Raw genomic sequence first — 12197 nt, 5'->3', positions numbered from 1 at the left:
AGTGGTATCCAATGGTCACCTTTGTCACGAACTCGGCTCCTCGATCGGCGGCCTGTTCTTCTTCGACTTGCGGTCGGAACCGTCCTTGGCCTTGCCGCCGGTGTCGGCGCGCAGCGCTTCCAGCAACTCGCGCACCTCCTCGAGCTCGCGGCGAAGGTAGTCGCGGGTGGCCACTTCGCCGACCGCCAACCGCAGCGAGGCCAGCTCGCGAGCCAGGAACTCGGTGTCGGCTTTCGTCTGCTGCGCCCGCCGCCGGTCCTCCTCGAGGGCGACCTTGTCACGGTTCTCCTGCCGGTTCTGCGCCAGCAGGATCAGTGGCGCGGCGTAGGCGGCCTGGGTGGAGAACGCCAGGTTCAGCAGGATGAACGGGTAGGGGTCCCACTGCCAGCGCACCGCGAACAGATTCAGGCAGATCCAAACGATGACGATGATCGTCTGCCAGGCCAGGTAGCGCCCGGTACCGAGAAAGCGCGCGATCGATTCGCTGAACCGGCCGACGGCCTCGGGGTCGACGTTGAACGACAGCCGTCGCGTCGAGCGGGGGGTATCGAGGCGTTGGCGCGCAGACAGGTCGCTCATGTCTTCCCCTCTGCGCTGATCACCCGGTCGGACAGTTGCGGATCCTCCATGCTTTCCCGCCAGTCGTCGGGCAGCAGATGGTCGAGCACATCGTCGACGGTGACCGCGCCGAGCAGATGGTTCTCCTCGTCGACCACCGGACCGCAGACCAGGTTATAGGCGGCGAAGTACCGCGTCACCCCAGCCAGCGACGTGTTCGGAGTGCAGCTCGGCAGGTCGGTGTCGACGATGCCGCTGACCAGGTTGGCGGGCGGTTCGCGCAGCAGCGCCTGCAGGTGTACGCAGCCCAGATAGCGGCCGGTGGGGGTGGCCGTCGGCGGCCGCACCACGAACACCAGCGACGCCAGCGCCGGCGTCAGGTCGGGGTCACGCACCCGGGCCAGCGCCTCGGCGACCGTGGTGTCGGGGGCGAGCACCACCGGGTCGGAGGTCATCAGACCGCCGGCGGTGTCCGGCGAGTGGCTCAGCAGTCGGCGCACCGGCTCGGAATCCTCGGGGTCCATCCGGCGCAGCAGCACCTCGGCCTCGGTCGGGTTCAGCACACCCAGCAGGTCGGCGGCGTCATCGGGGTCCATGGCCTCCAGCACGTCGGCGGCGCGCTCGGTGTCGAGCTGCAGCAGCAGGACGGTCTGGTCGTCCTCGGGCAGCTCCTGCAGGACGTCGGCCAGGCGCTCGTCGTCGAGTGCGTTGATCACCTCGGTGCGGCGTTTGGCAGGCAGGTCGCGGATCGCGTCGGCCACCTCGATGGGGCGCTGGCCTTCGAATTGGTGCAGCAGCTGGGCCACACCCTGGCCGGGCATCGACAGTGCCGACGGGGTGAGCCCCTGCACGTTGTGCCAATCCACCACCTGGATCGTCGAGCGCCGGCCCAACCGCCGGTGGCTGCGCACCGCCACCCGGGTGACCACCCAGTCTCGTGAGCGGATCTGCTCGATTCCCAGGTCGACGACGATCACGTCGACGCCGGCCATCTGCGGCAGTTCGGGATCGTTGACCCGCACTCGGCTGTCGAGAACCTGACCGAGTACCAGAACCTCGCCGGGGCGCTGCGCGAAACGACGCAGCGACACGTTGCCGGTGTTGAGCGTCACGGCATTCGGTTCGATCGCGGTCACCCGCAGAATCGGAACGAAAATCCTTCGGCGAGTGAGCAATTCGACCACCAGGCCGAGAACTCGCGGCTGCTGACGGACAATGCTCATACTGACCACGACATCACGAACCCGGCCGAGCGATTCACCGTCCGGCCCCAGCACGGCCAGCCCCGCCAGCCGTGCCGCGTACACCCTGTTCACCGACGCCATGACTGAAAGGGTAGGAGTGTAACCGTGGAGAACGCCTATCGACCCCGTAGAACATGCCTGTCAGTTCCGGGCAGCAGTCTCAAGATGATCGAGAAGGCCAAGGGATTGGCTGCCGACGAGGTGTTCCTCGACCTCGAGGACGCGGTCGCCCCAGATGCCAAGGCGCAGGCCCGCAAACAGGTCGGTGCGGCGTTGGCGAGCCCGGGCTGGGCCGGCCAGTTGCGCGGGGTTCGGGTCAACGACTGGACCACACCGTGGACGCATGCCGATGTCATCGACGTGGTGTCCGAGGTCGCGTCCGCGCGCGACGGGCACCTCGATGTCATCGTGCTGCCCAAGGTGACCGACGCCAGCCATGTGCACGCGCTCGACCTGTTGCTGACCCAGCTCGAGCTGACGCACGGTCTGCCGCTCGGGCGGATCGGCATCGACGCCCAGATCGAAGATGCCAAGGGGCTGACCAACATCGACGCGATCGCGGCCGCACCGCGGGTGCAGGCGTTGGTGCTCGGCCCGGCGGATCTGATGGCCAGTCTCAATATGCGCACCCTGGTGGTCGGGGAGCAGCCCGAGGGCTACGACGTCGGCGACGCCTATCACCACGTGCTCATGACGATCCTCGTCGCGGCCCGCGCGCACGGCATCGCTGCGATCGACGGACCGTATCTGAAGGTGCGCGACGTCGACGCGTTCCGGCGAGTGGCCGGGCGGGCGGCGGCGCTGGGGTACGACGGCAAATGGGTGCTGCATCCAGATCAGATCGAGGCGGGCAATGAGATCTTCAGTCCGCGCCAAGCCGAATACGACCGTGCCGAGCTGATTCTCGAGGCTTACGAGTGGCACACCTCGAAGGCCGGTGGTTCTCGTGGCGCGGTGATGCTCGACGACGAGATGCTCGACGAAGCCAGCCGCAAGATGGCACTAGTGGTCGCAGGCAAGGGCCGGGCGGCCGGGATGTCGCGCCAGGGCGAGCGGTTCACCCCGCCGAGCTAGTACGTGCCGGGCGAGTTCGTCGTGCTGGCGGCGAGGACGACCACGAACGCGATGTAGAGCACGATCAGCGCGATGACCACCGCCCCGATGGCCACGCCGGCGACCGCCAGCCCGAAGCCGTCCTGCCCGGTGCGCTTGGTTTCGCGCATCGCGACGATCCCGAGGATGATGCCCGCGATCGAAGGCAGCCCGCAGAACAGCAGGCCTGCCAGCGAGGTGACCAATGCCGCGATGGCTTTGCCGTTGGTGCCCGGCGGCTTCATCGGACGGTAGGGGTCGTACGGGTCGCCGAGAACGGGGTAGCCGGGGTACGCGGGCGGCGGATACGGGTAGCCCGGGTATCCGGTCGGCTGCGGGTACGGCGTCGGGTACATCGGCGGCGGCATCGGCGGGTAATGCGCCGGATAGTCCACCGGGGCATATGGATCAGCCGGCGGCGGGGTGCCCTCCGGGTGAGGCGGGTAGGTCATCGGGTCAGCGCCAGGCGTAGATCGCCCAGATCATGCTGATGATGAGCGTCGCCACACCCACCACGATCCCAGCGATGGCCAAGCCGTAGCCGCCCTGGCGAGTCCGCTTGATCTGGTTGAGCGCGAGGATGCCGCAGACGATCCCGACGATTGAGCCGATCCCGCACAACAATCCGATGACCGAGGCCACCAGCGACGAGATCGCCAATGTGTTGGTGCCGGACTGCGGGGCCGGGTAGCCGTAGCCGCCCTGATAGGGCGCGGCGCCGTACTGCGGTGGCGGCGGTGGTGGGTACCCGCCGGCTGGCGGGGGCGGAAACGCTGACGGCTGCTCGGCATAACCGGGCGCGCCGTACCCGCCCTGTGACGGCGGCGGGTAGCCCGGCTGCGGGCCGTAACCGGGCGGCGGATACCCGGGCGCGGTGTAGCCCGGCGGCGGCGGATAGGCCCCCGGCGCGTCGTAGCCCGGGTACGCCGGCGGCGTGGGCTCGTACCCCGAGGGGGTGCTCTCGTAGCCGGGTGACGCCGGGTTCTGTTCGATGGGCGGGGCCTCGTAGGTCCCTTCGGAAGGTCCCTGATCGCCCGAGTTCTGCGGCTTTTCGCCGGAGTCGCCGCCGGAAGCTGTCATGCTGTTCAACCTAGCGTATGTGCAGGTGGCGCGGGGCTGGCTTGCCGTGGGGCACCAACGCCCGCGGTACCGCGTTGATCAGGTATCTCACCCGCCTCGCGCGGGTGAACACGACGCGACAAACGCCGCGCAGGACAGGAGAATGAGCAGATATGACCAGCCCTTTCCCACCCGGTCAGAACCCCGGTGGCGCAGCCGCCGCGTCACGCCGCGGGCCGGTTGGCCTGCCCACCCCGCCCAAGGGGTGGCCGATCGGCTCGTATCCCACCTACGCCGAAGCCCAGAAGGCCGTCGACTACCTGTCCGACGAGCAGTTCCCGGTGGAGCAGGTGACCATCGTCGGTGTGGATCTGATGCAGGTCGAGAGGGTCACCGGCCGGCTGACGTGGCCCAAAGTGCTGGGCGGCGGCGTGATCACCGGGGCGTGGCTCGGCATCTTCATCGGCCTGGTGCTGGGCTTCTTCAGCCCCAACCCGTGGGCGTCGTTGATCACCGGCGTTGTCGCCGGCGTCATCTTCGGTCTGATCACGTCGGCGGTTCCGTATGCAATGGCGCGGGGCACAAGGGATTTCAGCTCAACCATGCAATTGGTGGCGGGCCGTTACGACGTGTTGTGCGATCCGCAGAGCGCCGAAAAGGCGCGGGACATGCTGGCGCGCTTGAAAATTTAACGGCGGTCACGATCTGGCCGCATCCGGCGCTGGAGTGTTGCACATCACCGCGCCGGAGTTCTACGGTTTGGCCGCGGGGCATTGCCCTGCCGTGATGCAGCCTGCGCCGAGCGCGAACAGTTGCCGCACGTATCGAGAAGGCGGGCGAAGACGGGAGGCGGTTGGGAGATGGCTTGCCCAGGCGCACGCGCTCGGCGGGTGGGTGCGGCCGCGGTCGCTGCTCTGACGTGCGCATCGTTGGTGTCATCGTGCAGCTCCGGCGACCAGGGTCTGGTCGTCAGCCTCTACACACCGGCCAGTGAGACGGCGACATTCACCGCGGTGGCCAAGCGCTGCAACACTGAACTCGGCGGACGCTTTCGCATCGAGCAGCGCAGCCTGCCCAAGGCCGCCGACGACCAACGCCTGCAGCTGGCGCGCCGGCTGACCGGAAACGACCGCACGCTCGACGTGATGGCGCTCGACGTGGTGTGGACCGCCGAGTTCGCCGAAGCGGGCTGGGCGCTGCCGTTGTCCGACGATCCGGCCGGACAGGCCGAGTCCGATGCGACGACCAACACCCTGCCCGGGCCGCTGGAAACCGCGAAGTGGCAGGACAAGCTGTATGCCGCACCGGTCACTACAAACACGCAATTACTCTGGTACCGAGCAGATTTGGTGGCGCCACCACCGGACACCTGGGATGGGATGGTGGCCGAGGCCACCCGCTTGCACGCCGAGGGCAAGCCCAGCTGGATCGCGGTGCAGGCCAAACAGTACGAAGGCCTGGTCGTCTGGTTCAACACTTTGCTGGAAAGCGCTGGCGGACAGGTGCTTTCCGATGACGGCAAGCGGGTCACGCTGACTGACACTCCTGAGCACCGGGCGGCGACGGTCAAGGCGCTGCAGATCATCAAAGCCGTGGCGACCGCGCCCGGCGCCGACCCGTCGGTCACCCAGACCGACGAGGGCACCGCGCGGCTGGCCCTGGAACAGGGCAAGGCGGCCCTGGAGGTCAACTGGCCCTTCGTGTTCGCCTCGATGCTGGAGAACGCCGTCAAGGGCGGGGTGCCGTTCCTGCCTCTCAACGACAAGCCGGAACTAAGCGGCAGCATCAACGACGCCGGAACGTTCTCGCCGACCGACGACCAGTTCACCGTCGCCTTCGACGCGTCCAAAGAAGTGTTCGGGTTCGCCCCGTATCCGGGAGTGATCCCGGGCCAGCCCACCCGCGTCACTCTCGGCGGCCTGAACCTCGCCGTGGCCAAGACCACCCGACACCCGGCCGAGGCGTTCGAGGCCGTCCGCTGCATCCGGAATCTGGAGAACCAGAAGTACACCTCGATCGAGGGCGGTCTACCCGCGGTGCGTGCCTCGCTGTACTCCGATCCGGCGTTCCAGCAGAAGTACCCGCAGTACGCGATCATCCGCGATCAGCTGACCACCGCGGCCGTCCGCCCGGCAACACCGAACTATCAGGCGGTGTCGACCCGCATTTCGGCCACGCTGGCTCCGATCACGCAGATCGACCCGGACAAGACCGCGGACGAACTGGCCGAGCAGGTGCAGAAAGCGATCGACGGACAGGGGTTGATCCCGTGACCGCCCCCGCCCGCACTCCGGCCAATGCTGCGGCCCGCAGCGACGATCGCCGGTCCCAGCGAAAGCTCGCCTACCTGCTGATCACTCCGGCCGTCATCCTCATGCTCGCGGTGACGGCCTATCCGATCGTGTACGCGCTGTGGCTGAGTCTGCAGCGCTACAACCTCGCCAGCCCGGCCGACACGAAGTTCATCTGGTTGGAGAACTATCAGACCATCCTGACCGACCGGTACTGGTGGACGGCGTTCGTCATCACCGTGGTCATCACGGTGGTCTCGGTGGCAATCGAGTTCGTGCTCGGCATGGCGCTCGCACTTGTCATGCACCGCACCATCTTCGGCAAGGGGTTGGTGCGCACCGCGATCCTGATCCCGTACGGCATCGTCACCGTCGCGGCGTCCTACAGCTGGTACTACGCCTGGACTCCGGGCACCGGCTACCTCGCGAATCTGCTGCCCGACGGCAGTGCGCCTCTGACACAACAGATTCCGTCGCTGGCGATCATCATCCTGGCGGAGGTGTGGAAGACCACCCCGTTCATGGCACTGCTGCTGCTGGCCGGTCTGGCGCTGGTGCCCGAGGATCTGCTCAAGGCCGCCGAGGTCGACGGCGCGGGCCCGTGGACGCGGCTGGTCAAGGTGACGCTGCCGTTGATCAAACCGGCGATCCTGGTGGCGCTGGTGTTCCGCACGCTGGACGCCTTCCGCATCTTCGACAACATCTACGTGCTGACCGGCGGTGCCAATGACACCGCCTCGGTGTCGATCCTGGGCTACGACAACCTGTTCAAGGCCTTCAACATCGGCCTCGGCTCGGCGATCAGCGTGCTGGTATTTCTCTCGGTGGCCGTCATCGCATTCATCTACATCAAGCTGTTCGGCGCCTCGGCGCCGGGCACGGACAACGAGGTGCGCTGATGTCTGAGCGGGTTGGCACCCGGCGGGCGGTGAGCTGGGTTGTCATCGATGCACTCGTGGTGATCTACGCGCTCTTCCCGGTGCTGTGGATCCTGAGCCTGTCGCTCAAACCCACGTCAACGGTCAAGGACGGCAAGCTCATTCCGTCGCAGATCACGTTCGACAACTACAAGGGCATCTTCAGCGGTGATGCGTTCAGCTCGGCGTTGATCAACTCGATCGGTATCGGGCTGATCACCACCGTGATCGCGGTGGTGATCGGCGGAATGGCCGCCTACGCGGTTGCCCGGCTGGAGTTCACCGGTAAGAAAGCCCTGATCGGTGCCGCCCTGCTGATCGCGATGTTCCCCCAGATCTCTCTGGTGACACCGCTGTTCAACATCGAGCGCCGGCTCGGCCTATTCGACACCTGGCCTGGTCTGATCATCCCGTACATCACGTTCGCGCTGCCGCTGGCGATCTACACGCTGTCGGCGTTCTTTCGCGAGATCCCCTGGGATCTGGAGAAGGCCGCCAGGATGGACGGCGCGACACCGGCGCAGGCGTTTCGCCGGGTGATCGCGCCGCTGGCCGCGCCGGGCATCGTGACCGCGGCCATCCTGGTGTTCATCTTCGCGTGGAACGACCTGCTGCTGGCGCTGTCGTTGACCGCGACCAACGCCGCGATCACCGCGCCGGTGGCCGTCGCGAACTTCACCGGCAGTTCGCAATTCGAGGAGCCGACCGGATCGATCGCCGCAGGCGCGATGGTGATCACGGTTCCGATCATCGTGTTCGTCCTGATCTTCCAACGACGGATCGTCGCCGGGCTGACCTCCGGCGCGGTGAAGGGGTAGCGAGGTTTTCGATGGCCGAGATAGTCCTGGACCATGTCAGCAAGAATTATCCGGACGGCGCAGTCGCCGTCAAAGACCTGAGCCTGACGATCGCCGACGGCGAGTTCGTCATCCTGGTCGGGCCGTCCGGCTGCGGTAAGTCGACCACGCTCAACATGATCGCCGGCCTTGAGGACATCAGCTCCGGAGAGCTGCGCATCGGCGGTGACCGCGTCAACGAGAAAGCGCCCCGCGACCGCGATATCGCGATGGTGTTCCAGTCGTATGCGCTCTACCCGCATATGACCGTCCGGCAGAACATCGCCTTCCCGCTCACGCTGGCCAAGCTGAAGAAGGCCGAGATCGCCCAGAAGGTTGAAGAGACCGCGAAAATCCTTGACCTGACCGAACTTCTGGACCGCAAGCCATCGCAGCTGTCCGGCGGCCAGCGGCAGCGGGTGGCAATGGGGCGCGCGATCGTGCGCCAACCCAAGGCGTTCCTGATGGACGAGCCGCTGTCGAATCTCGACGCCAAGCTGCGTGTGCAAATGCGTGGTGAGATCGCCCGGCTGCAGAACCGGCTCGGTACCACCACCGTGTACGTCACGCACGACCAGACCGAGGCGATGACGCTGGGGGACCGGGTTGTGGTGCTGCGCGGCGGTGAGGCCCAGCAAATCGGCACCCCGAGCGAGCTTTACGAGCGGCCGGCGAACCTGTTCGTCGCCGGCTTCATCGGCTCGCCGGCGATGAACTTCTTCCCGGCGGTGCTCGAGGGCATGAGCCTGCGGTTGCCGTTCGGCGAGGTGACGCTGAGCCAGGAGGTCCAAGACATCTTGGGCCAGCATCCCAAGGCCGCCAACGTCATTGCCGGCATCCGACCCGAGCATTTCGAGGACGCCGCGCTGCTGGATGCCTACGAGCGCATTCAGGCGCACACCTTCGAGGTGACCGTCGACCTGGTCGAGTCGCTGGGTGCCGACAAGTACGTCTACTTCAAGACCTCCGGTGACGGAGCCAAGGCGGCGCAGCTGGCCGAACTGGCCGCCGAGTCGGGTGCGGGTGAGAACGAGTTCGTGGCACGGCTTTCCGCCGATTCCAAGGCGGCCATCCGGCAGTCGATCGAGCTGGCGTTCGACACCACCAAGTTGCACATCTTCGACGCCGACAGCGGAGTGAACCTCACCATTCCGCCTGCTCAGTGAGTCAGCCCCTGGATGCGGTCCGCGCCCATGTGCGCGGGCATTTCGTCGCCGCCGGAATCGACGCCGAACCGGACTCGGCCAGCGTGACGTTCCTGGGGCTGGAACGCATGGAGGTACTGCGGTTCGGGCCCGACCCGAACGGCGTGGCTCACTATGTGACGCTGGGGTGTTCGCGTCATCCGATGAGCGAGGCGTCGTCTGGTGTGGCGGACCCGGTGCACGGCCCGCGGGCCGAGGTCGTGCTGACCCTGCGCGCCACCGCGCCGACCCCGGGGCTGGCGCGCAGCCTGGCCGTCGTGGCGGCGACGCCCGCCGTCGAGGGCGTGGTGCTGGTCGCCGACGCGCTGATCGACCTGTCCGCGCCGTTGTGGGAGGGTGCGGCGTTCACCGCTGTGCTGCTTGGTGATTCGGCCCTTCCTGATCTTCCGCTAGAGGCGCCGCGCGACCCGGTGCATTTCCTGACCGCGACACCGCTCACCCAGAATGAGGCCGCCTGGGTGCGGCTCAAGGGTGCCGAAGCCATGCGTCAGGCGTGGCTCGACGACGGAGTCGACGTAACCGACCCGAATCGTCGTGCGGCACAACCTGGTTGAGCGCTACAGCCAGTGGTTGCGGCGGAAGTTGTGGTAGAGGAACGCGCACACCGTCACCATCAGCAGCAGCACCGCGGGATAGCCCCACGTCCAGGACAACTCGGGCATGTGCTCGAAATTCATGCCGTAGATACCCGCGATCATCGTCGGCACCGCCGCGATCGCGACCCACGCCGAGATCTTGCGCATGTCGACGTTCTGCTGCATGCCGACCTTGGCCAGGGCGGCCTGCACCAGCGACGACAACATCTCGTCGTAGGAGGCGATGCGGTCGGCGGCCTGGGTCTGGTGATCGAGGACGTCGCGCATGTAGCGCAACACCTCTTTGGTCATCAAGTCCTTGAACTCGGGGTTGAAGCGTGCCAGCGCGACGGTGAGCGGTGATACCGCCCTTCGCAATTCGACGACTTCGCGCTTGAGCAGATAGATCGGCTCGATGTCGGTTTTCTTCAGCGGGGAGAACGTCTCCGATTCGATGGCGTCGATGTCGCTTTCCATCAGCTCGCTGACGTCACGATAGGTGTCCACGACGTGATCGGCGATGGCGTGCATGACCGCGTACGGACCCAGCGACAGGTGCTGGTGCTCCTCCTCCAGGTGCTTGCGCAGGCCCGCCAGCCCGGTGTGATCGCCGTGGCGCACCGTCACAACGAAGTCGGATCCGACGAACACCATGATCTCGCCGGTCTCGACGATCTCGCGGGCCAATGCCACCGACTCGTGCGGCACGTAGGTCACCGTCTTGAGGACCAGGAACAGGGTGTCGTCGTAGCGCTCCACCTTGGGACGCTGGTGGGCGTGCACGGCATCTTCGACGGCCAGCGGATGCAGGCCGAACACCTCGGCCACCGCCTGCATCTGATGCTCGTCGGGTTCGTGCAGCCCGATCCAGACGAACGCCTTCTGGCCGCCGGCTTGCAATTCGCGGACCTTTTCCAACGCGGCCGCGTGGGTGTACTTACCGGCCAGCCGGTTGCCGTCGACATAGATGGCGCAATCGACCATCGCCCGTGCGACGGGGACGTGGATGCGCTTGGCATCGACGGGGGAAGTGGGTCGGGAGCGGTTCCCTCCCAGCAGTGCCTGTGGTCGAGCGCGAAACGACGGCATGATCCGACCTCCCCTCAAGCGGCAGGCAGGGCCCTGACGGGCCCCGCAGAAATGTTACGCGCCAGTAGGCTTCCCGGCGTAGTTCACGGCAGGTCGACCCTGGTCGGTGAGGTTTCGGGGGCGAGTACCCTGACGCCGTGTCCGAAACAGTGAGTACCCCCCGCGTCGTTATCGACGACGAAGAGATCTTCGCCGCTCACGTCGGCGGGAAGCTGTCCGTCGAGCTGAAGGCCCCGCTGGACACCCAGCGCGCCCTGTCGATCGCCTACACCCCGGGCGTAGCCCAGGTCAGCCGCGCGATCGCCTCCGACCACACCTTGGCCAAGAAGTACACCTGGTCGAACCGCCTGGTTGCGGTGATCAGCGACGGCACCGCGGTCCTCGGCCTCGGCGATATCGGTCCCGCGGCGTCGCTTCCGGTGATGGAGGGCAAGTCCGCGCTGTTCAAGACCTTCGGCGGGCTGGATTCCATCCCGATCGTGCTGGACACCAAGGACCCCGACGAGATCGTCGAGACGATCATCCGGCTGCGCCCGACCTTCGGCGCGGTGAACCTGGAGGACATCTCCGCGCCGCGGTGCTTCGAGATCGAGCGACGTCTGATCGAGGCACTGGACTGCCCCGTCATGCACGATGACCAGCACGGCACCGCGATCGTCGTGCTCGCCGCGCTGATGGGCGCCACCAAGCACCTGGATCGCGACATGCACTCGCTGAAGGTCGTGATGTCGGGTGCGGGTGCCGCGGGTGTCGCGTGCACGAACATCCTGCTTGCCGCGGGCATCACCGACATCACCGTGCTCGACAGCCAGGGCATCCTGCAAACCGGCCGCACCGATATGAACTCGGTCAAGGCGGATCTGGCCGCGCGGACGAACCCGCGCGGACTCACCGGGGGGATCGCCGAGGCGCTCAATGGCGCCGACGCGTTCATGGGGGTCTCGGCGGGCCTGGTGCCCGAGGAGTTGATCGCGACGATGACGCCGGGCGGCATCGTGTTCGCGATGTCCAACCCGGATCCGGAGATCCACCCGGACGCGGCCCGCAAGCACGCCGCGGTCGTGGCCACCGGGCGCAGCGACTTCCCGAACCAGATCAACAACGTTCTGGCCTTCCCCGGTGTGTTCCGGGGTGCGCTGGACGCCGGCGCACGGCGCATCACCGAGAAAATGAAAGTCGCAGCGGCTGAGGCGATCTTCTCGGTGGTCGGGGACGACCTGGCGGCCGACCACATCGTGCCGAGTCCGCTGGACCCGCGGGTTGGCCCCGCGGTGGCCGCGGCGGTGGCAGCGGCATCCGAAGCCTGATCGAAACCTGTTGAGGCCGACGGT

At 66.8% G+C, this 12197-nt stretch carries 13 protein-coding genes; 8 read left to right on the top strand and 5 right to left on the bottom strand.

The window, feature by feature from the left end; translation table 11 throughout:
• Nucleotides 1-24 precede the first annotated feature (24 nt).
• Nucleotides 25-579 (bottom strand): DUF1003 domain-containing protein, encoded by a 555-nt coding sequence (locus K0O64_RS22625; RefSeq protein WP_096312114.1) that lies wholly within the window; start codon nucleotides 577-579, stop codon nucleotides 25-27.
• Entirely contained in the window at nucleotides 576-1883 is a 1308-nt protein-coding gene (locus K0O64_RS22620) for a magnesium transporter MgtE N-terminal domain-containing protein (RefSeq protein WP_096312113.1), read from the bottom strand. The genes K0O64_RS22625 and K0O64_RS22620 overlap by 4 nt, the downstream gene beginning before the upstream one ends.
• A 24-nt stretch (nucleotides 1884-1907) precedes the next feature.
• On the opposite strand from K0O64_RS22620, the gene K0O64_RS22615 reads away from it, so the two are divergent.
• Nucleotides 1908-2876 carry an HpcH/HpaI aldolase/citrate lyase family protein gene (locus K0O64_RS22615; protein WP_096312112.1) on the top strand — a complete coding sequence of 323 codons (969 nt, stop codon included), beginning with the start codon at nucleotides 1908-1910 and terminating at the stop codon, nucleotides 2874-2876.
• On the opposite strand, the gene K0O64_RS22610 is transcribed toward K0O64_RS22615, so the two are convergent.
• On the bottom strand, nucleotides 2873-3346 hold the full coding sequence (locus K0O64_RS22610; protein ID WP_071949565.1) for a DUF4190 domain-containing protein: 474 nt from the start codon (nucleotides 3344-3346) through the stop codon (nucleotides 2873-2875). The genes K0O64_RS22615 and K0O64_RS22610 overlap by 4 nt on opposite strands.
• 4 nt (nucleotides 3347-3350) lie before the next feature.
• Nucleotides 3351-3974, bottom strand: a complete 624-nt coding sequence (locus tag K0O64_RS22605) for a DUF4190 domain-containing protein (RefSeq protein WP_096312111.1) — start codon at nucleotides 3972-3974, stop codon at nucleotides 3351-3353.
• Between the two features lie 152 nt (nucleotides 3975-4126).
• Here K0O64_RS22605 and K0O64_RS22600 point away from each other — a divergent pair, with 152 nt between their 5' ends.
• The 6 genes from K0O64_RS22600 to K0O64_RS22575 all read left to right on the top strand — a co-directional run bounded on the left by K0O64_RS22600 (nucleotide 4127) and on the right by K0O64_RS22575 (nucleotide 9756).
• Nucleotides 4127-4645: a general stress protein gene (locus tag K0O64_RS22600; RefSeq protein ID WP_096312110.1), complete on the top strand. Its 519-nt coding sequence runs from the start codon at nucleotides 4127-4129 to the stop codon at nucleotides 4643-4645.
• A 168-nt stretch (nucleotides 4646-4813) separates the two neighbouring features.
• Nucleotides 4814-6226: an ABC transporter substrate-binding protein gene (locus K0O64_RS22595; protein WP_096312109.1), complete on the top strand. Its 1413-nt coding sequence runs from the start codon at nucleotides 4814-4816 to the stop codon at nucleotides 6224-6226.
• Nucleotides 6223-7143, top strand: coding sequence for a carbohydrate ABC transporter permease (locus tag K0O64_RS22590; RefSeq protein ID WP_096312108.1), 921 nt, complete (start codon nucleotides 6223-6225; stop codon nucleotides 7141-7143). The genes K0O64_RS22595 and K0O64_RS22590 overlap by 4 nt, the downstream gene beginning before the upstream one ends.
• Nucleotides 7143-7979, top strand: a complete 837-nt coding sequence (locus K0O64_RS22585; RefSeq protein WP_096312107.1) for a carbohydrate ABC transporter permease — start codon at nucleotides 7143-7145, stop codon at nucleotides 7977-7979. The genes K0O64_RS22590 and K0O64_RS22585 overlap by 1 nt, the downstream gene beginning before the upstream one ends.
• Before the next feature lie 11 nt (nucleotides 7980-7990).
• A complete protein-coding gene (locus K0O64_RS22580) occupies nucleotides 7991-9163 on the top strand; it encodes an ABC transporter ATP-binding protein (protein ID WP_096312106.1) in 1173 nt (390 codons plus the stop codon).
• Nucleotides 9160-9756, top strand: a complete 597-nt coding sequence (locus K0O64_RS22575) for a suppressor of fused domain protein (protein WP_096312105.1) — start codon at nucleotides 9160-9162, stop codon at nucleotides 9754-9756. The genes K0O64_RS22580 and K0O64_RS22575 overlap by 4 nt, the downstream gene beginning before the upstream one ends.
• A 3-nt stretch (nucleotides 9757-9759) precedes the next feature.
• Here K0O64_RS22575 and corA read toward each other — a convergent pair whose 3' ends face one another.
• Complete coding sequence (gene corA, locus K0O64_RS22570; protein ID WP_096312104.1) at nucleotides 9760-10866, bottom strand: magnesium/cobalt transporter CorA; 1107 nt, start codon at nucleotides 10864-10866, stop codon at nucleotides 9760-9762.
• A 137-nt stretch (nucleotides 10867-11003) separates the two neighbouring features.
• Here corA and K0O64_RS22565 point away from each other — a divergent pair, with 137 nt between their 5' ends.
• The gene (locus tag K0O64_RS22565; protein ID WP_071949574.1) at nucleotides 11004-12173 is read left to right on the top strand and encodes an NAD(P)-dependent malic enzyme; all 1170 of its coding nucleotides are present in this window, start codon (nucleotides 11004-11006) and stop codon (nucleotides 12171-12173) included.
• The last annotated feature ends 24 nt before the right edge of the window (nucleotides 12174-12197 follow it).

This window comes from Mycolicibacterium pallens (genome assembly GCF_019456675.1).
Taxonomy (GTDB): domain Bacteria; phylum Actinomycetota; class Actinomycetes; order Mycobacteriales; family Mycobacteriaceae; genus Mycobacterium; species Mycobacterium crocinum.
This window is presented reverse-complemented; position numbering and strand designations above follow the sequence as displayed.